Raw genomic sequence first — 20,032 nt, forward strand, 5'->3', positions numbered from 1 at the left:
CCATGACACGCATCCCGCACTGGCTCGCCCAGCGCCTCGCGGCACTACGGGTGGTCCTCGTGCTGACCCTGGTGACCGGCCTCGTCTATCCGCTGGCCATGACGGCCTTCGCCCAGATCCCCGGGCTCGACGGAACATCCCGGGTGACCGGCGCCGACGGCAGTGCCGCCGGCTCCGCCCTGATCGGCCAGTCCTTCACCGACGCCAAGGGCAACCCGCTCAAGCGGTACTTCCAGTCCCGGCCCTCCAACGCCGGCACGGGCTACGACGCCACCGCGTCCGGAGCCGGGAACCAGGGCCCCGAGTCGGTTGTCGACATGAAGGACAAGCCGAGTCTGCTCACCCAGGTGTGCGGACGCAGCAAGGCCGTCGGCGAGCTCGAAGGCGTCGACGGCTCCCGCCCGTTCTGCACCCCGGACGGCGTGGGCGCGGTTCTCGGCGTCTTCTACGACGGCGGCACGAGCGGCAGGGTGGACCGGGTCGTCAGCCTCAACCAGGAGTGCCCGGCGAGACCGTTCCTCGCCACGTACAAGGGAGTTCGTGTCACCTGTGCCGAGCCCGGCGCCGACTACAGCCGCGCCGTGACCGTCCCCGTACGCGGTGACGCGCCCGCAGACCCGGTCGTGCCCGCCGATGCCGTGACCGCGAGCGGCAGCGGACTCGACCCCGACATCAGCCTGGCGTACGCGAGGCTCCAGGCACCCCGGGTCGCGCGTGAGCGCGGCACGAGCACAGCCGACGTACGCGAACTCATCGCGCGGTACACCACCGGCCGCACGCTCGGCGTTCTCGGCGAGCCCGGTGTCGACGTCGTCGAGCTGAACATCGCACTCGACCGCGCCTATCCTCAGCAGGGAGCCTGATCATGGCGGCCTGGATCCAGGCATCACTCGTCCTCGCCGTGGTGGTGGGACTCCATGTCCCGCTCGGTGACTACATGGCCCGAGCCCTCGACGGCGGGACGCACCGGCGTGGGGAGAAGACCCTCTACCGCGTGTGCGGGATAGACCCGGACAAGGAACAGACCTGGCGGCACTACCTCACCGCCCTGCTCGCCTTCTCCGTCATGAGCATCGCGGCACTGTTCGCCGTCTTCACCCTCCAGGGAGAACTGCCGTGGTCGACGGGCCACCAGGGCATGCCGTGGCGGCTCGCACTGCACACCGCCGTCTCCTTCACCACCAACACGAGCTGGCAGAACTACGCCGGTGAGTCGGCCACCGGGCACCTCGCGGTCATGGCGGGTCTGGGCGTCCAGGCGTTCGCCTCGGCGGCGGTCGGCATCTGCGTGGCCCTGGCCCTCGTACGGGGTCTGGTCAGGCGCAGCACCGACGACCTCGGCAACTTCTGGGTCGACCTCCTGCGTACGACCGTCCGCGTACTGCTGCCGATGGCGGTCGTCGGCGGTCTGATCCTGATGGCGGGCGGGGTGATCCAGAGCCTCGGCGCCGGCCACACCGTCACCACGGTCGCGGGCGCCCGGCAGACGATCCTCGACGGACCGGCCGGATCCTGGGAGCCGGTCAAGCTGCTCTCGGGTGACGGCGGCGGCGTCTTCAACGCCAACAGCGCCCATCCCTTCGAGAACCCGAGCGCCTGGACCAACGCCTTCGAGATCGTGCTGATGCTGCTGATCCCGACGGCCTGCATCCGCATGTTCGGCAGGCTGATCGGCAGCCTGAAGCAGAGCTGGACCCTCCTGACGGTCGTCGGCATCCTCTTCGGCCTGCTCCTGGCGGCCGCGACGCTGGCCCAGTCCGCGCACACCGGTACGGTCACCCAGGCGGTCGGGGGCCAGTACGAGGGCACGGAGACCCGATTCGGCATCCCCGGCTCGACGCTGTTCGGCGTGGCGGCCACGGGCTCGGCCGACGGCGCGGCCAACGCCTCGTACGACAGCTTCTCCAGCCTCGGCGGCGGGGTGCTGCTCTCCGCCATGATGCTCGGCGAGATCGCGCCCGGCGGCACCGGCAGCGGACTGTACGGCCTGATCGTGGTGGTCCTGGTGGCCGTCTTCATCGGGGGTCTGATGGTCGGCCGCACGCCCGAGTACCTGCGCAAGCGGATCGGGTACGGGGAGATGCGCTGGGTCGTGGTGTACGCCCTCATCCCGCCCACCGTCATCCTGGCGTGCACGGGCATCGCGCTCGCCGCGGGCGACGGGCAGACCTCGATGGGCAACCCGGGGGCGCACGGCCTGACGGAGCTGATCTACGCCTACACCAGCAACACCAACAGCAACGGCAGCGCGATGGCGGGCTTCAACGGAGCCACCGATTTCCACAACCTCCTGATGGTGGTCGCGATGCTGGCCGGGCGTTATCTCCCGATGGTCGCCGTGCTGGCCCTGGCCGGGCGGCTGGCCAAGCAGCAGCCGGGCGTCGTCACGGTCGGCACACTGCGCGCCCAGGGCGTCAACTTCGTCGTGCTGGCCACGGCCGCGGCCATCATCCTGGCGCTGCTCAACTTCCTGCCGGCCCTGTCCCTCGGCACCATCGCCGACGGACTCCTCTAACCCCGTACCGGCTGAGCCCTCCCAGGCCGCTCACAGGCTCAGCCGGTACGGCACCACACACCCGACGATGCGGGTGAAGGTCCTCGGACCCCGTGCTGCGGGCGTCGGTTCCTCTGGTGCCGCATCAGGCAACGTACGTCCTGTTGGCGGGGCGAAAATCGGTGGGCCGACTCAGCCGACTCCGCCACGATTGGCGGATGGGCGCATTGGACGCAGTCGCAGCCAGGGTTGCCGGTGGGGACACTGTCGAGTTCCGGCCGAGCGGCTCTTCGATGGTCCCGTTGATACGCAGCCGGCAGCTGGTGGCCGTGGCTCCGGTCGACCCGTCGAAGCTGGCGGTCGGGGACGTCGTCCTTGCTCGTGTCGCGGGCACCGTGTACCTGCATCTGGTGTCGTCTCTCGATCCGGCGAGGAAGCGCGTGCAGATCAGCAACAATCGGGGCCACGTCAACGGCTGGACCAGCCACGACCGCGTCTTCGGAATCTGTGTGGCGGTCGCCGGGGTCTCCCGGGCCGGCGCCGCGGACAAGGTTCTGACAGCCGAGCCCAACGACCGGCCCTGAACAGCAAGAAGCTGGGAGATCCGCGCCGACATCCACGAAGTCTTCCGCACCCTGGGATGCACGCTCATCTGCCGGCGACACCTGTCACAGGCGGCCCGGGCCCTCGGCCTCCCGCAGCAGCCATTCCCTGACCGAAGGAGCTCGGTCAAGGAGCCGCCTGACCTGCATCCCCTCTTCGCGTGAGGTCACCCTCGGCAGCGGGGTGAAGTCGTGGGGAAGCACATCCAGCAGGCTCAGCACGCGGTCTCCCGCACGCACAGTGATCAACAGCTCGCAGCGCAGCTGGCGTGGAACCTCGGGTCGGTGGGACAGGCTGTGCCACAGGGTCGGCCACAGGTAGTGGGTGCCGTCGGACGCTGCATTCGCCCGCACCCACGCCGGGTCCAACCTCTGGCTCATGCCGAGGTCACCCGCCTGCTCCTCCAGCCTGAACAGCGAGGCCGAATCGATGACCTTCACCTCGCGAGGCAGCGGCTGTTCGGAGTCCATCGCCCCATGCTGACCGACAGCACCCCACGCCGGGCAGCCGACCCCGAAGAGTCATTCCGTCGGGAGCTCTACGAAGTGACGGTCGCCGGAAGGTCCGGGCGGACCGGGTCGGAGCCCGTTGCGATGGGCAGTCTGAGGACCATGGTCAGGCCGCCGCCGGGGGTGTCCTCGGCGTCGAGGGTGCCGCCCATCGCCTCGGCGAAGCCCCGCGCCACCGCGAGGCCCAGGCCGACCCCGGTGCCGTGCGGAGCGTCGCCGTGTCGCTGGAACGGCTCGAAGACCCGGTCCTTGGCCTCGTCGGGAACGCCCGGTCCGCGGTCCACCACCCGGACCTCCACCCGGTCGGCGATGGCACTGGCGGCCACCAGGACCCGTTCGCCCGAGGGACTGTACTTGACCGCGTTCTCGACGAGGTTGGCGACGGCACGCTCCAGCAGCCCGGCGTCGACGGCCACCATCGGCAGGCTCTCCGGGATGTCCAGGACCGTGCTGTCCTCGGGGACACCGCCGAGCGCCATCGGGACCACCTCGTCGAGGTCGATCTCGCGGATCAGCGGGCTGACGGTCCCGGTGTGCAGCCGGGACATGTCGAGCAGGTTGCCCACCAGGTGGTCGAGCCGGTCCGCGCCCTCCTCGATGCCTTCCAGCAGCTCCGCCTGGTCCTCCTCCGACCAGGCCACGTCGTCCGAACGCAGCGAGGAGACCGCCGCCTTGATCCCGGCGAGCGGGGTGCGCAGGTCGTGGCTGACGGCCGCCAGCAGGGCGGTACGGATGCGGTTGCCCTCGGCGAGGGTGCGGGACTGGTCGGCCTGGTGCTGGAGGCGACCGCGTTCCAGCACCACGGCGGCCTGCGCGGCGAACGCCGACAGCAGCCGCCGGTCCTCGGCCGGCAGCACCCGCCCGGACAGCGCCAGTGCCATGCGGTCGCCGATCGGTATGTCCACGTCCGCGTCCTCGGGTCGTGCGACCGCGGCACGCGAGCCCACGCTGCCCGCGCAGGTCCACGGATCGACTTCGCCGGTCCTCTCCAGCAGGGCCACCGACTCCATCGCGAAGGTCTCCCGCACCCGCTCCAGGAGCGCTTCCAGACTGGTCTCCCCGCGCAGCACGCTGCCCGCGAGGAAGGAGAGGATCTCCGATTCGGCGCGCAGCCGGGCCGCCTGGTGGGTCCGCCGGGCCGCGAGGTCGACCACCGAGGCGACCGACACGGCGACACCGAGGAAGATCGCGATGGCGACGATGTTCTTGGGATCGGCGATCGTCAGCGTGTGGACGGGTGGTGTGAAGAACCAGTTCAGCAGCAGCGAGCCCACCACCGCGGAGGCCAGCGCGGGCAGCAGCCCGCCCAGCAGGGCCGCGGCCACCGTCAGCGCCAGGAACAGCAGCATGTCGTTGGCCAGGCCGACTTCAGGGGCGACGGTGGTGAGGAGCAGCGTGAGCAGAGCCGGGCCGGCCACACCGGTCAGCCAGCCCCAGACGACCCGCAGCCGGCCGAGCCGCGCGCTCCGGGCGGCCGGCAGGCCTCGCCCCTTGCCCGCCTCGTCGTGCGTGATGAGGTGGACGTCGAGGTCGGGTCCCGACTCGCGGGCGACCGTGGCGCCTACGCCGGGTCCGAAGACGTACTGCCATCCCTGACGGCGGGACACGCCCAGGACGATCTGCGTGGCGTTCACACCCCGCGCGAAGTCGAGGAGCGCCGCCGGAATGTCGTCGCCCATGACGTGGTGGAAAGTGCCGCCGAGGTCCTCCACCAAGGAGCGCTGGACTGCCAGTTCCTTGGGTGAGGCGTTGGTGAGGCCGTCGCTGCGGGAGACGTAGACGGCTAGCACCTCGCCGCCGGCTCCCTTCTCCGCGAGCCGTACCGCACGGCGGATCAGCGTGCGGCCCTCGGGTCCGCCGGTGAGCCCGACGACGATGCGTTCCCGCGATCCCCAGATCCTGGAGACCTCGTGCTCGCTGCGGTACTCGTTCAGATACTCGTCGACGCGGTCGGCGACCCAGAGCAGGGCCAGCTCGCGCAGGGCGGTGAGGTTTCCGGGGCGGAAGTAGTTGGACAGGGCCGCGTCGACCTTGTCGGGCTTGTAGATGTTGCCGTGCGCCATGCGGCGGCGCAGTGCCGTCGGTGACATGTCGACCAGTTCGATCTGGTCGGCCCGCCGGACGACTTCGTCCGGCACGGTCTCCTGCTGCCGTACGCCGGTGATCGACTCGACGACATCGCCCAGGGACTCCAGGTGCTGGATGTTGACGGTCGAGATCACGTCGATCCCGGCGGCCAGCAGTTCCTCCACGTCCTGGAAGCGCTTGGCGTTGCGTGAGCCGGGGATGTTCGTGTGCGGCAGCTCGTCGACCAGGGCCACCTGAGGGCGGCGGGCCAGCACCGCGTCCACGTCCATCTCGGTGAAGACGCCACCGCGGTATTCCAGCTCCCTGCGCGGGATCTGCTCCAGGCCGTGCAGCATCACCTCGGTACGCGGCCGGTGGTGGTGCTCCACGAACGCGACCACGCAGTCGGTCCCCCGCTCGACCCGGCGGTGGGCTTCCGACAGCATCGAGTACGTCTTGCCCACGCCCGGTGCTGCGCCGAGATAGATCCGAAGTCTGCCGCGTGCCATCGTGTCGTCTCTTCGTCTCTTCGTGTCTTCGTGATTGAGGGTGGGGTTCGGGGGCCGGGTCGGCCGGGAAGAGGAGTCAGTTCTCGAAGCGGTAGCCCATGCCCGGCTCGGTGATCAGGTATCGGGGGTGGGCGGGATCGGCTTCGAGTTTGCGGCGCAGCTGGGCCATGTAGACCCGCAGGTAGTTCGTCTTGTTGCTGCGTGAGTCCCCCCACACCACCTGCAGCAGGTGCTTCTGCGTGATGAGCCGCCCTGGGTTGGTGATCAGGATCTCGAGCAGATGCCATTCGGTCGGAGTCAGGCGTACGTCGCGTCCGCCCCGTGTCGCCTTCTTGGCGAGCAGGTCGATCGTGAACCCGTCCGTCGTGACGAGTGTCGTGTCGGGGACGAGCGGAACATCCGCGGTGCGGCGGACGGCGGCGCGCAGCCGGGCCAGCAGTTCGTCCATGCTGAAGGGCTTGGTGATGTAGTCGTCGGCACCGGCGTCGAGTGCCGCCACCTTCTCCTCGGAGGACCGACGCGCGGACAGCACCAGGATCGGTACGCGGCTCCAACCGCGCAGGGCCCGGATGACGTCCGTGCCGTCCATGTCGGGCAGCCCCAGGTCCAGTACGACGACGTCGGGCTGTCGGGCTGCGGCCAGGCGCAGGGCGGTGGTGCCGTCGGGCGCCGGGTCGACGCCGTAGCGGCGCGCCTGCAGGCTGATGACGAGGGCCCGTACGAGCTGTGGGTCGTCCTCCACCACGAGCACTCGGGTCATCGGAGTACGCCTTTCCTGAGGTGCGAAGGACTGGAGCTTCACCGGCTGCGCGGACGCGGGAGCCGACGGACGGGGCTGTGCCGCCCCGGTCCGCCGACTCCCGCGGAACACGGGTAAGGCCATCAGCTCTTCGCCACGAGTTCCTTGAGCTCGATGTTGAGCTGGAGCACGTTGACACGGGGTTCGCCGATGAAGCCGAGGGTGCGGCCCTGGGTGTGCTCGTCGACCAGCTTCTGCACCTGCGCGACGGACAGGCCGTTCCTCTCGGCGATGCGGTGCACCTGGATGTCGGCGTACGCCGGGGAGATGTCCGGGTCGAGGCCGGAGCCGGAGGAGGTGATCGCGTCGGCGGGCACGTTCGAAGGCTTCACCGTGTAGCCGTCGACCGAATTGTCCTTGACGACTGCGGCCTTGGCGTCCTTGACCCACTGGATCAGGTCGGCGTTGTCACCGGAACGGTTGGTGGCACCGGAGAGGATCAGCTTGTACTGCGTGTTGACCGAGTTCGTGCCCAGACCGTTGGCGGGGCGGCCCTGGAACCACTTGAGGTCGGGCTCCGGGGTCTCCTGCCCCTTCTTCAGGGGCAGGTTGTAGGCCTGGCCGATGAGGGAGGAGCCGACGACCTTGCCGTCCGCCTTGATCTCCGAGCCGTTCGCCTTGTCGCTGAACAGACCCTGGGCGACGCCGGTGACGGCGAGCGGGTAGACGACGCCCGTCACGACGGTGAGCACGAGCAGCGCGCGCAGGGATGCCCAGAGCAACCGGGCTGTGTTCTTAACCGAGTTGTTCATAGCCGATCAGCCGATTCCGGGGATGAGGGAGATGAGCAGGTCGATGATCTTGATGCCGATGAACGGGGCGATCAGGCCGCCGAGGCCGTAGATCCCCAGGTTGCGCCGGAGCATCTTGTCGGCGCTGACCGGCCGGTAGCGCACGCCCTTCAGCGAGAGCGGGACCAGCGCGATGATGATCAGCGCGTTGAAGATGACCGCGGACAGGATCGCGGAGTCGGGCGAGGACAGGTGCATGATGTTGAGCTTGTCCAGGCCCGGGTAGACCGCCGCGAACAGCGCCGGGATGATCGCGAAGTACTTCGCGACGTCGTTGGCGATGGAGAACGTGGTCAGCGCGCCGCGCGTGATCAGCAGCTGCTTGCCGATCTCGACGATCTCGATCAGCTTGGTCGGGTTGGAGTCGAGGTCGACCATGTTGCCGGCCTCCTTGGCGGCCGACGTACCGGTGTTCATCGCCACCCCGACGTCGGCCTGCGCGAGCGCGGGCGCGTCGTTGGTGCCGTCGCCGGTCATCGCGACGAGCTTGCCGCCCGCCTGCTCCCGCTTGATGAGGGCCATCTTGTCCTCGGGAGTGGCCTCCGCGAGGAAGTCGTCGACGCCCGCCTCCTCGGCGATCGCCTTCGCCGTCAGCGGGTTGTCACCCGTGATCATGACGGTCCTGATGCCCATGCGGCGCAGCTCCTCGAACCGCTCCCGCATACCCTCCTTGACGACGTCCTTGAGGTGGATGACACCCAGGACCCGGGCACCGTCGGCGTCCTCGGCCGCGACCAGCAGCGGCGTACCGCCGGCGCCCGCGATCCGGTCGGCCAGCTCGGTGGCGTCCTCGGCCACCTCGCCGCCGCGTTCGGCGACCCAGGCGATGACCGAACCGGCCGCGCCCTTGCGGATCTTCCGGCCGTCGACGTCAACGCCGGACATGCGGGTCTGGGCGGTGAAGGCGATCCATTCGGCGCCCGCCAGTTCGCCCTGGTGGCGTTCGCGCAGCCCGTACTTCTCCTTGGCCAGGACGACGATCGAGCGGCCCTCGGGCGTCTCGTCCGCGAGGGAGGAGAGCTGGGCGGCGTCGGCGACCTCGGCCTCGGTGGTGCCGGCCACCGGCAGGAACTCGGCGGCCTGCCGGTTGCCGAGCGTGATGGTGCCGGTCTTGTCCAGCAGCAGCGTGGAGACGTCGCCGGCCGCTTCGACCGCACGGCCGGACATGGCCAGGACGTTGCGCTGGACCAGCCGGTCCATGCCGGCGATACCGATCGCGGAGAGCAGGGCGCCGATGGTGGTCGGGATCAGACAGACCAGCAGGGCCACCAGGACGACCATCGTCAGATGCGTGCCTGCGTAGTCCGCGAACGGCGGCAGCGTGGCGCACGCCAGCAGGAAGACGATCGTCAGCGAGGCCAGCAGGATGTTCAGCGCGATCTCGTTCGGGGTCTTCTGCCGGGCCGCGCCCTCGACGAGCGCGATCATCCGGTCGATGAACGTCTCGCCGGGCTTCGTCGTGATCCTGACGACGATCCGGTCGGACAGCACCTTCGTGCCGCCCGTGACCGCGCTGCGGTCGCCGCCGGACTCGCGGATGACCGGCGCGGACTCGCCGGTGATGGCCGACTCGTCCACCGAGGCGACACCCTCGACGACGTCACCGTCGCCGGGGATGATGTCGCCCGCCTCGCAGACCACCAGGTCACCGATCTTCAGCTCGGTACCGGGCACCCGCTCCTCGGTACGGCCGTCCACGGAGAGCCGGCGCGCGACCGAGTCGGTCTTGGCCTTGCGCAGGGTGTCGGCCTGCGCCTTGCCGCGGCCCTCGGCCACGGCCTCCGCCAGGTTGGCGAAGACGACGGTCAGCCACAGCCAGGCGCTGATCGCCCAGCCGAACCAGTCCCCCGGGTGCTGGAAGGAGAACACGGTGGTCAGGACGGAGCCGATCCACACCACGAACATCACGGGCGACTTGACCATCACCCGCGGATCGAGCTTGCGGAAGGCGTCCGGCAGCGACTTCAGCAGTTGCTTCGGGTCGAAGAGACCCGCGCCGACCTTTCCTTCGTCCTTGTGACCGGTCGGCACATCGCTGTGCGGCGCCCGAGTGGGAGTAGTCGTGGACACGGCGTCCTCTTGGTTGTCTGTGCGGGTGGTCATGACGCCAGCCCCTCGGCGAGCGGGCCCAGAGCGAGGGCCGGGAAGTAGGTCAGACCGGTGATGATCAGGATCGCGCCCACCAGCAGACCGGTGAACAGCGGCTTCTCGGTGCGCAGCGTGCCCGCCGTGGCGGGCACCGGCCGCTGCTCGGCGAGCGAGCCGGCCAGCGCGAGGACGAACACGATCGGCAGGAACCGGCCGAGCAGCATCGCGAGACCGATGGTGGTGTTGAACCACTGCGTGTCGGCGTTCAGACCGGCGAAGGCGGAGCCGTTGTTGTTGGCGCCCGAGGTGTAGGCGTAGAGGATCTCGGAGAATCCGTGCGCGCCGCTGTTGGTCATCGAGTTGCCCGGGGTGGGCAGGGCCATCGCGGCCGCGGTGAAGACCAGCACGAGCGCCGGGGTGATGAGGATGTAGATGGCGGCGAGCTTCATCTCGCGGGTGCCGATCTTCTTGCCCAGGTACTCGGGGGTGCGGCCGACCATCAGACCGGCGATGAACACCGCGATGACCGCCATGATCAGCATGCCGTAGAGGCCGGAGCCGGTGCCGCCGGGCGCGATCTCGCCCAGCTGCATGCCCAGCATGGTGATACCGCCGCCGAGACCGGTGAACGACGAGTGGAAGGAGTCCACCGCGCCCGTCGAGGTCAGTGTCGTCGCCACCGCGAAGATCGACGAGCCGCCGACGCCGAAGCGGGTCTCCTTGCCCTCCATCGCCCCGCCCGCGAGGTCGAAGGCCGGACCGTGGTGGTGGAACTCGGTCGCCATCATCAGCGCGGTGAAGCCGATCCAGATGGTGGCCATCGTCGCGAGGATCGCGTAACCCTGCTTCACCGAGCCGACCATCACACCGAAGGTGCGGGTCAGCGCGAACGGGATCACCAGGATCAGGAAGATCTCGAACAGGTTGGTGAACGGGGTCGGGTTCTCGAAGGGGTGGGCGCTGTTGGCGTTGAAGTAACCGCCGCCGTTGGTGCCCAGCTCCTTGATGGCCTCCTGCGAGGCGACCGCGCCGCCGTTCCACTGCTGGGAACCGCCGAAGAACTGCCCGACCTCGTGGATGCCGGAGAAGTTCTGGATCGCCCCGCAGGCGACCAGGATCACCGCGGAGACGGCGGCGATCGGCACCAGGATGCGGATCGTGCCGCGTACCAGGTCGGACCAGAAGTTGCCCAGCTCACCCGTGCGGGACCGGGCGAAGCCCCGGACGAGGGCCACGGCGACGGCGATGCCGACGGCCGCCGAGACGAAGTTCTGCACGGCCAGACCGGCGGTCTGCACGACGTGGCCCATGGCCTGCTCGCCGTAGTACGACTGCCAGTTGGTGTTCGACACGAACGACGCGGCCGTGTTGAAGGCCTGGTCCGGGTCGATGGACCGGAATCCGAGCGAGCCGGGCAGATGGCCCTGGATTCGCTGCAGCAGATAGAGGAAGAAGACGCTGACCGCGGAGAAGGCGAGGACCCCGCGAAGGTAGGCGGGCCAGCGCATCTCCGTGTTCGGATCGGCGCCGATGCCCTTGTAGATCCACTTCTCGACGCGCAGGTGCTTGTCGGAGGAGTAGACCCGGGCCATGTAGTCGCCGAGGGGACGGTAGGCGAGTGCCAGTGCCGCTATGAGGGCGAGCATCTGGAGGACGCCGGCGAGGACGGGGCTCATATCGGTGCTCAGAACCTCTCCGGGAAGACAAGGGCGAGGACGAGATAGCCCAGCAGGGCGACGGCCACGACCAGGCCGACGATGTTCTCGGTGGTCACAGCTTCGTCACCCCCTTGGCGACGAGGGCCACCAGCGCGAACACCGCGATCGTGGTGACTACGAAGGCCACGTCGGCCATCGTGAACTCCTAGGAGAGGTTCGGATCGAACTGACGGTTAGAGGTAAGCGGCTCTCCGGGCGGATTCGGCCACCGTTGACGGCCCCCTTACGGCGACGGGAGCCGCTTTGACGGAACCCTGACGGCCGCGTACTCCGTCCGCGCAGACCGGCACCCGTCCGCACGAGGGCCGCGACGGCCTCGGGGCGGCGAGGCTCCGCCGTGCTCACCCGTCAGAGGCAAGGCTCCGCCGCGCTCACCCATCAGAGTCGCGTCAAGGTACGAGCGCCCTGGCCTGCGGGTCTCTACCGTCAGCCCTATGAAACGCCGCTACGACACGCGACACGACGTGCTCCCCACGCAACCGGTTTCTCCCGCGGTCGTGCTGCACGACCGTCGCTGGGCCAAGGATCTGCGCAGTGCCGTTCAGTGCGCGGCCATGATCCTCGTACTCCTCCTGCTGGTCGACTGGGGGACCGACGGCCTCACCGTCGCGCGCACGGCGCTGTGGGCCGGTCTCGGCGTCCTGTTGTTCCTTGTCCTGTTCCCGCCCAGGGTCACCGCGGGTGAGGGCTGGCTGGCCTCGCGCGGACCGCTGCGCAGGCGGCGCGTGCGCACCGACCTCCTGGTGTCGGTGCGTTGCCTGCACGGAGTCTCGCAGCGGCTCGTCCTGCGTGACGTGCTCGGCGGCCGGGTCGAGATCGACCCCCAGGTCCTGGTGAGCAACCCCGACCTGTGGCACCGCCTCGACGAGGACGCGCACAGGGCGGCGACCAGGGGATCGCTGACCTGCGGGCAGACCGCCCTGCGCCGGCTCTCCGAGCGGATCGACCGGGAGAACGCCCGCACCGTGTTCAAGCTCTCGGGCCTGGACTGAGTTCAAGGTCTCGGGCCTGGACTGAGTTCAAGGTCTCGGACCTGGACTGACGCCCTGAGGACTGAACTGGTCGAACGTCAGCTAAGCAGGATCGGCATACCAAGAGCCCGGAGAAGAATGTCGGCGGCGGGCGGACGGTAGGGGTACCCCAAGAGCGAGGAACGCGCCACCCAGCAGTTCCGTGAGGTGATCGAGCGCGGCATCGCGCTGGGCATCTTCCTGACGCCGTACCCGGACGACGCCCGCCGCGCGGTCATCGCCATGTGCAACGCCATCGCCGACTGGTATCAGCCCGGTGGCCCGATCGATGCCGACGAGCTGGTCGAACGCCATGTGTCACTCGCCCTCACCATCGTCGAGTACCGGCCCAGGGCGGCGCGGCGCCCCGGGCGTGCCTGAACTTCCCGGCGCGCCGGTACCTCCCGGCCGCACGGCCGTCACGGTCCGTCAGGGCGCTCCGGCCGGCCCCCGTGCGTACGGCTCCTGGGGCACTGCCCCGGACTCCTCCCCGCCGGGCAGCCCGACCGGGCGCCGGCCCCGCGGCTGCTGCGGCTCGGGGCGGGCGGGCACGGGCGGCACCGGGCGGTCCACGGGCACTCCGACGGTCAGGGACATCGGCTCACCATGGTGCAGCACTTCCAGTGGCTCGCCTTCCAGCAGGAGGTAGCGCGCGTCGGCCGGGCCGATGTCCACTTTCAGCCGGCGCCCGCGCACGGTCACGGTGAATGCCACCCGGGACAGCGCCTCGGGCAGGCGTGGCGCGAAGCCCAGCCGGCCCGGCTCCCCATCGTCCCGGACCTGCCGGCGCATGCCCCCCAAGCCCACGACCAGCGCGATCCACGTGCCGGCGAGCGAGGCGATGTGCAGTCCGTCGCGGGTGTTGTGCTCCAGGTCCTCCAGGTCCATCAGCGCCGCCTCGCCGAGGTACGCGTAGGCCAGCCGCAGATGCCCGGTCTCGGCGGCCAGCGCCGCCTGGCAGCAGGCCGAGAGGGAGGAGTCCCGGACGGTGAGTGCCTCGTAGTAGGCGAAGTTGCGTGCCTTCTCCTCGCCGGTGAACGCGTTCGGGCACTCCATCATCGCCAGCACCACGTCGGCCTGTTTGACCACCTGTTTGCGGTACAGGTCGAAGTAGGGGTAGCGCAGCAGCAGCGGGTAGTCCTCGGGCGGGGTCGCGTCGAAGTCCCAGCGCTGGAGGCGGGTGAACCCGGCCGACTGCTCGTGCACGCCCAGGGTCTCGTCGTACGGCACCGCCATACGGCTCGCGGCGTCCCGCCAGGCGGCCGTCTCCTCGTCGTCGACACCGAATTCCTCGGCCCGGTCCGGATAGCGCGTGGCCGCGTCCGCCGCGGCCAGCAGGTTCTGCCGGGCCATCAGGTTGGTGTAGAGATTGTCGCGGGCGATGGCGCTGTACTCGTCGGGTCCGGTGACCCCGTCGATGTGGAAGACGCCTTCCGCGTCGTGGTGACCCAGCGAGCGCCACAGCCGTGCGGTCTCCACCAGGAGGTCCAGCCCCTCCTGGCGCTCGAACTCCTCGTCGCCGGTGACCAGGACGTATTGGACCGCGGCCATGGCGATGTCGGCGTTCACGTGAAAGGCCGCCGTCCCGGCCGGCCAGTAGGCGGAGCACTCGGCTCCGTCGATGGTCCGCCAGGGGAAGGCCGCCCCCGCCAGTCCCAGCTGACGCGCACGGTCGCGGGCCGCCGGCAGGGTCCGGTGCCGCCACCTCAGTACCGAGGCGACGGTCTGTGGCGCGGTGAGGGTGAGTACCGGCAGCACGAAGGACTCGGTGTCCCAGAAGGAGTGCCCGTCGTACCCGGTCCCGGTCAGGCCTTTCGCCGGGATCGCCCGTTCCTGCGCGCGGGCGGCGGCCTGGAGTACGTGGAACAGGGCGAACCGCACGGCTTGCTGGATCTGCGCGTCTCCCTCCACCTCGACGTCCGCGGCGGCCCAGAACCGGTCCAGGTAGGCCCGCTGTGCGGCGACCAGCCCGTCCCAGCCGGCGCTGACGGCGGCCGCCACCGCGGCGTCGACCTGGTCGTGCACCGCTTGCAGCGAGCGCTGCCCGGACCACCCGTAGGCGACGAACTTGATGAGCCGCAGCCGCTGTCCGGGCTCCAGGTCCGCGGTCACCGTCAGGCGGCTGACATCCGGCTCGCTCTGCGCCATCCACCGGGTGCCCTCCGGTCCCTCGACGAGATGGTCGGCGGCCGCTCCCACCCGCAGTGCGCTGCGCTCGGTGCAGTGCACGAGGCGCAGCCGGGTCTCCTGGGCGAAGTGTTCCTCCCCCGTCAGCGGGGACTCGGTGGCCGCGGCGACCCGGGGATCGCCCTCGGTGTGGGGAAGCTGTTCGTTGGCGACGAGTTCCGACTGCACGGCAACCGTCACCGGGCCGTCGTCCGGCTCGACCTCGTACAGCACTGCGGCCACCGCCCGTTGGGTGAAGGAGACCAGTCGCTGCGAGGTGATGCGGACGGTCCGGCCACCGGGCGTGGTCCACCGCGCGGTCCGGCTGAGCAGTCCGGAGCGGAAGTCCAGGACCCGTTCGTGCGCGAGCAGCCGGCCGTAGCGCAGATCGTAGGGGTGGTCGTCGACCAGCAGCCGGATGACCTTGCCGTCGGTGATGTTGATCATTGTCTGGCCCGACTCGGGATCTCCGTAGCCCGCTTCCCCGTACGGCAGCGGATGCCGCTCGTACACGCCGTTGAGGTAGGCGCCGGGCAGTCCGTGCGGCTCGCCCTCGTCGAGGTTCCCGCGCCAGCCGATGTGCCCGTTGGACAGGGCGAACACCGATTCGCTCTGGGCGAGCACTTCCAGGTTCAGCTCGGTCTCGCGCAGGCACCACGGCTCGACCGTGAAGCTGGGATGGGTGATCACCGCGACTCCAGGAGTTCGGCCAGATCCCGGACCACCACGTCCGCCCCGTGCGCCCTCAGTTGCTCCGCCTGGCCCACCCGGTCCACCCCCACGACCACGCCGAACCCTCCGGCCCGTCCCGCCGCCACACCCGCCAGGGCGTCCTCGAACACGGCGGCGGCGTCCGGCTCCACTCCCAGCACCCGGGCCGCCTCCAGGTAGGTGTCCGGAGCGGGTTTCCCGCGCAGGTCGCGATCGCGCGCCACCACCCCGTCGATCCGTTCGTCGAAGAGGTCCTCGATGCCGGCCGCCATGAGGACCTCCCGGCAGTTCGCGCTGGACGACACCACCGCGCGCAGCAGACCGGCGTCCCGCGCCGCGTGGACGAAGCCGACCGAACCCGCGTAGGGCTCCACTCCCTCCTCACGCATCCGGTGCAGCAGCAGGTCGTTCTTGCGCGTGGCCAGCCCGTTCACGGTCTCCGCGTCCGGCGGGTCGTCCGGCGATCCCTCGGGCAGGCGCACGCCGCGTGCGGCGAGGAAGGTGCGCACCCCGTCCTCGCGGGGGCGCCCGTCCACGTACGCGTCGTAGTCCGTGACCCCGTCGAAGGGAACGAAGTCGGTCCCCTCGCGTGCCGCGCGCTCGCGGAGATAGCCGTCGAACATCTCTTTCCAGGCCGCCGCGTGCGTCCCCGCGGTCTGGGTGAGGACACCGTCGAGGTCGAACAGACAGGCACGTACGTGATCAGGAAGCCCCAGCATGCCGTCGAGGCTAGGAGCGCGCCGGGGACCTGTGGCGGGGAAACACCACTCGGCGTCCCGAAAGGAACCCGCTCGGTCCAGGCCCGGACAGCATCCGGAGCAATACCCCTCGGCAGCTTCACCCGCGCAATCGCGTCTGCGCTGCGGGGCGAAACCGGGGATGTCGGCGAGCGCGGCCTGGGCTGATGCCGGAACAGAGGGAACCCGTCCATGAGCCGCCGACCTGACCGCTTTTGGCCTCTTTGCGACGTATGGGGGTTGACGTAAAGGTGACTTGACGTCTCGTGGACAGGGCAAAGTGCTGACCTCGGCCCCCGACGGCACCACGCTTTCCTCCCATGACAGACATGAACAACAGGTGGCGCCACCGGCTCCGCCCTACCCGGCCTCGGCAAACGGCGGTGGCCGCCGCCGTCGTGGCGCTCGTGGCCGGTCTGACCGCCGTCCCCGGCGTCGCGCAGAACCTCGGCCCGGACACCGGGCGGACACAAACCGCCGCGCAGAGCGGAGCGGCCCGGTCGGCGATCGTCTCCCGGCATCAGCTCACCCTGATCACCGGCGACCGCGTCACGGTGGAGACGGACACCTCGGGCAAGCAGAGTGTGTCGGTCGAGCCCGCCGAGGGCCGCGAACGAGTGGCGTTCATCAAGCGTCAGACCGGTCGCGACTGGACGGTCATACCCGCCGACACGCTCCCGCTGCTCGCCACGGGCCGCCTCGACAAGGCGCTGTTCAATGTCTCCGCCCTGGTCCGGGACAAGTACGCGCAGCGGTCGAGCCTGCCGCTGATCGTCGAGTACGCCGGGGACGCGGGCACCGCGCGGCGCCGGCTGACCGCCGCCGGTGCCGACACCGTCCGCCCCATCGGCGGGACCCCCTTCGCGACCCTCGGCGAACACCGCGCGGACGCCGCCGGGTTCTGGAAGGGCATCGCCCCCGGCCGGGTGAACGCCACCTCCTTCGGAGCGGGGGTGCGCAGGGTCTGGCTGGACGGCCACGCCAGGATCCAGCTCGACAGCACCGTGCCGCGCATCGGCGCACCGCACGCCTGGGAGAAGGGCTACACCGGCACCGGCGTCAAGGTCGCGGTGCTCGACACCGGTTACGACCCGAACCACCCGGACCTCAAGGGCCTGGTCACCGAGTCCGCGAACTTCACCACCGAGCCGAACACCGACGACCTCAACGGCCACGGCACCCATGTGACCTCCACGGTCGCCGGCTCCGGCGCCGCTTCCGGCGGCACGTACAAGGGTGTGGCACCCGGGGTGCAGATCCTGTCCGGCAAGGTGTGCACCGCGACCGGCAACTGCGACAACTCGAACGTCGTCGAGGGACTGGCCTGGGCCGCCCAGCACGGCGCCAAGGTGATCAGCCTCAGCCTGGGCGACACGGACACGCCGGAGACCGACGCCCTCGAGGCCATGGTCGACACCGTGAGCCGTGACTACGGCACGCTGGTCGTGGCCGCGGCCGGCAACAGCGGTCCCGGCAAGGTCTCCTCGCCCGCCTCCGACGACCGGGCGCTGGCCGTCGGCGCGGCCGAGGAGGACGACGACGTCGCCGGCTTCAGCTCGGTCGGCCCGCGGACGGGGGACTCCGGCCTCAAGCCGGACCTCATCGCTCCCGGCGTCAACGTCGTCGCCGCGAAGGCGGGCGGCACCACCGCCGACGACGGTTATGTCGCCATGAGCGGCACGTCCATGGCCACGCCCCAGGTGGCCGGAGCGGCCGCCATCCTGTTCCAGCAGCACCCCGACTGGACGGCGGAGCAGGTCAAGCGCCAGCTGATGCAGTCGGCGACCGGTGCCAAGGAGCACGGCGCCTACGTCCAGGGCGCCGGACGCGTCGACATCGCCCGGGCGGTCGACCAGGACGTCACCGCCGACACCACCGCACTGGACTTCGGGCTGATCCGCTGGACGGACGGCAAGCGTCCCCCGGTGACCAAGACCATCACCTACCGCAACCCGGGTGCCACGCCGGTCACCCTTCAGCTGAAGGACAACCCGAGCAGCGGGAAGAAGGACGTGCCAGCTCCGGCCGGCGTGTTCCGGCTCGGCGCCGACACGGTCACCGTGCCCGCGCACGGAACGGCGGACGTCACCCTCACCGCGACCCCGGAGGCCACCACCACGTACGCCGCGTACAGCGGTGTGGTGAGCGCGAGCACCGCGGACGGCCGGGTGTCGGTCCGCGTCCCGTTCGGCATGGACGTCGAGCAGCCGTCCTACGACCTGCGCATCGACATGAAGAACCGCACGGGCGCCGCCCCCGACAACGCCTACCTCCTGGTCGAGTCGGCCGACGGCAAGGCGTACGAGGTCGAGGCGCTCGGCAGGAGCAGCACGGTGGTGCGGCTGCCCAAGGACACCTACTCGGTGAGCGCCTTCTACTTCGACGCCACCTTCACCGAGGGCATCATCGTCGGCGTGCCGAAGGTCGTGATGAGCGCCGACCGGCAGGTGACCATCGACGCCCGCAAGGCGAAGCCCGTCACGGTGTCGGCACCGAGCCGCTCCGCGCGCATCATGTCGGCCGAGATCGGCACGATCAGCATGGCCGACGAGCTGCTCTCGGTCACCATGTACAACGCGGTCGGCACCGACCACATCGACGGCGTGTACGCGGTGCCGACGGCCTCGTACAAGGACTCGAAGTTCACGTACCTCGTCACCAGCGTCTGGGGCGACCCGGCCGGCCCGGACGGCAACCCCGCCTCGGTCTACTACCTCACGCGACCGGTGCACGGCGCGATCCCGGCGGACCCCGCCTACCACCCCCGCAAGTCGGAGCTGGCCAGGGTGAACACCACGTTCGCCGCCACCACGCCGGGCACCACGGCCATGCGCCTCGTCTGGATGTACGTCGACAACGTCCGCTTCAGCAACCGGGCGATGGAGGGAGTTCCGGTACCGACGCGGCGCGTCGACTACTTCTCGGCGGCCGACGGCCTGCGCTGGCAGACGGCCTTCGACCAGAACAACATCTTCGACCCGAACTCGCACGGACAGAGTTACCTGGGCGACCTGCACGGCTACCGGGCCGGCTCCCAGGTCGAGGAGCGCTGGAACGGCGGGATCCAGGCCGTGGGCCTCTCGGACCAGATGGCCGCCTTCCGCGAGGGCGACACGATCTACCGGCCCTTCCAGTCGGCGGCGAACGGCAACCTCGACCTGGTGGCCGACACCACGTCCGGTTTGCCCGAGGTGAAGCTGTGGCGCAACGGCGAACTGGTCTCCCAGGACTGGAGCATGAGCGACGTCCCGGCCGACGCCACCCCCGCCGACTACCGCCTGACGGCCCGGACCGACCGTGACACGGCGCCCAGCTCCGTCTCCACGAGCGTGCGGGCCGAGTGGCGGTTCCGGTCGCAGACCACGGCGACCCGGCAGTTCCTGCCGCTGTACGCGGTCCGCATGGCGCCGAAGCTGGACGAGTGGAACCGGGCCGAGGCCGGGCGCAAGCTCGACATCCCGGTCCTGATCCAGCGGACGGCCGGCGCTCCGGTGTCACCCATCCGCGTCTTCACCACCGAGGTCTCCTTCGACGAGGGCAAGACCTGGCAGTCGGTGCGGGTCGAGGGCTCCGGCATGGAGCGCACCGTGACCGTGGAACACCCGCGCCGCGCCGCGGGCGGCTCGGTCAGCCTGCGCGTCCACGTCGAGGACGCGGCGGGCAACTCCTTCAAGGAGACCGTGATCAAGGGCTACCTGCTGAAGTAGTCGAAGTAGTCGCCTCCGCGAGTGAACACGGAATCACACGGGCAGGGCCCGCCGGACCGGTCCGGCCGGCCCGGACCCAGCGCGTGGGGGTGTCCGTCATTGAGATATCAGGACACAGTCAGA

Annotated in this window: 14 protein-coding genes and 1 pseudogene; 6 read left to right on the plus strand and 9 right to left on the minus strand. The window is 70.0% G+C overall.

The genetic code is table 11. The features are described 5' to 3' along the window. The first annotated feature begins 2 nt into the window (after window positions 1–2). The 3 genes from ABT085_RS09115 (at window position 3) to ABT085_RS09125 (ending at window position 3,078) form a co-directional block, all read left to right on the plus strand. Window positions 3–863, plus strand: a complete 861-nt coding sequence (locus ABT085_RS09115; RefSeq protein WP_351603812.1) for a potassium-transporting ATPase subunit C — start codon at window positions 3–5, stop codon at window positions 861–863. Window positions 864–865: 2 nt separating this feature from the next. After that, on the plus strand, window positions 866–2,515 hold the full coding sequence (gene kdpA / locus ABT085_RS09120; RefSeq protein WP_351603814.1) for a potassium-transporting ATPase subunit KdpA: 1,650 nt from the start codon (window positions 866–868) through the stop codon (window positions 2,513–2,515). Window positions 2,516–2,787: 272 nt separating this feature from the next. After that, entirely contained in the window at window positions 2,788–3,078 is a 291-nt protein-coding gene (locus tag ABT085_RS09125; RefSeq protein ID WP_351603816.1) for a S26 family signal peptidase, read from the plus strand. A gap of 84 nt (window positions 3,079–3,162) precedes the next feature. Here the strand turns inward: ABT085_RS09125 and ABT085_RS09130 are convergent, their stop codons facing one another. The 7 genes from ABT085_RS09130 to kdpF form a co-directional block, all read right to left on the minus strand. Beyond that, window positions 3,163–3,567, minus strand: coding sequence for a hypothetical protein (locus tag ABT085_RS09130; RefSeq protein ID WP_351603818.1), 405 nt, complete (start codon window positions 3,565–3,567; stop codon window positions 3,163–3,165). A 68-nt stretch (window positions 3,568–3,635) separates the two neighbouring features. Beyond that, window positions 3,636–6,182 (minus strand): DUF4118 domain-containing protein, encoded by a 2,547-nt coding sequence (locus tag ABT085_RS09135; protein ID WP_351603824.1) that lies wholly within the window; start codon window positions 6,180–6,182, stop codon window positions 3,636–3,638. 76 nt (window positions 6,183–6,258) lie between these two features. Next, entirely contained in the window at window positions 6,259–6,942 is a 684-nt protein-coding gene (locus ABT085_RS09140; RefSeq protein ID WP_351603826.1) for a response regulator, read from the minus strand. Window positions 6,943–7,064: 122 nt separating this feature from the next. Next, a complete protein-coding gene (locus ABT085_RS09145; protein WP_351603828.1) occupies window positions 7,065–7,733 on the minus strand; it encodes a potassium-transporting ATPase subunit C in 669 nt (222 codons plus the stop codon). Window positions 7,734–7,739: 6 nt separating this feature from the next. Next, window positions 7,740–9,875 (minus strand): potassium-transporting ATPase subunit KdpB, encoded by a 2,136-nt coding sequence (gene kdpB, locus ABT085_RS09150; RefSeq protein ID WP_351603830.1) that lies wholly within the window; start codon window positions 9,873–9,875, stop codon window positions 7,740–7,742. After that, a complete protein-coding gene (gene kdpA, locus ABT085_RS09155) occupies window positions 9,872–11,536 on the minus strand; it encodes a potassium-transporting ATPase subunit KdpA (RefSeq protein ID WP_351603832.1) in 1,665 nt (554 codons plus the stop codon). Before kdpA (ABT085_RS09155) ends, kdpB begins: the two co-directional genes overlap by 4 nt. Window positions 11,537–11,544: 8 nt before the next feature. After that, window positions 11,545–11,634, minus strand: coding sequence for a K(+)-transporting ATPase subunit F (gene kdpF, locus ABT085_RS09160; RefSeq protein WP_066983792.1), 90 nt, complete (start codon window positions 11,632–11,634; stop codon window positions 11,545–11,547). Window positions 11,635–12,012: 378 nt separating this feature from the next. Here kdpF and ABT085_RS09165 point away from each other — a divergent pair, with 378 nt between their 5' ends. Both ABT085_RS09165 and ABT085_RS09170 read left to right on the plus strand, forming a co-directional pair. After that, the gene (locus ABT085_RS09165) at window positions 12,013–12,570 is read left to right on the plus strand and encodes a hypothetical protein (protein WP_351603834.1); all 558 of its coding nucleotides are present in this window, start codon (window positions 12,013–12,015) and stop codon (window positions 12,568–12,570) included. 168 nt (window positions 12,571–12,738) lie between these two features. Continuing rightward, window positions 12,739–12,969: pseudogene (locus ABT085_RS09170) on the plus strand (TetR-type transcription factor C-terminal domain-containing protein); the annotation flags it as partial. Between the two features lie 48 nt (window positions 12,970–13,017). On the opposite strand, the gene ABT085_RS09175 reads toward ABT085_RS09170, so the two are convergent. Beyond that, on the minus strand, window positions 13,018–15,444 hold the full coding sequence (locus ABT085_RS09175) for a glycoside hydrolase family 65 protein (protein WP_351603836.1): 2,427 nt from the start codon (window positions 15,442–15,444) through the stop codon (window positions 13,018–13,020). Next, on the minus strand, window positions 15,441–16,184 hold the full coding sequence (locus tag ABT085_RS09180; protein WP_351603839.1) for a beta-phosphoglucomutase family hydrolase: 744 nt from the start codon (window positions 16,182–16,184) through the stop codon (window positions 15,441–15,443). The genes ABT085_RS09175 and ABT085_RS09180 overlap by 4 nt, the downstream gene beginning before the upstream one ends. Before the next feature lie 338 nt (window positions 16,185–16,522). On the opposite strand from ABT085_RS09180, the gene ABT085_RS09185 reads away from it, so the two are divergent. Then, window positions 16,523–19,909 (plus strand): S8 family peptidase, encoded by a 3,387-nt coding sequence (locus ABT085_RS09185; protein WP_351603841.1) that lies wholly within the window; start codon window positions 16,523–16,525, stop codon window positions 19,907–19,909. The last annotated feature ends 123 nt before the right edge of the window (window positions 19,910–20,032 follow it).

Source organism: Streptomyces sp. NPDC002265, assembly GCF_040296125.1.
In the GTDB taxonomy this organism is placed as follows: Bacteria; Actinomycetota; Actinomycetes; order Streptomycetales; family Streptomycetaceae; genus Streptomyces.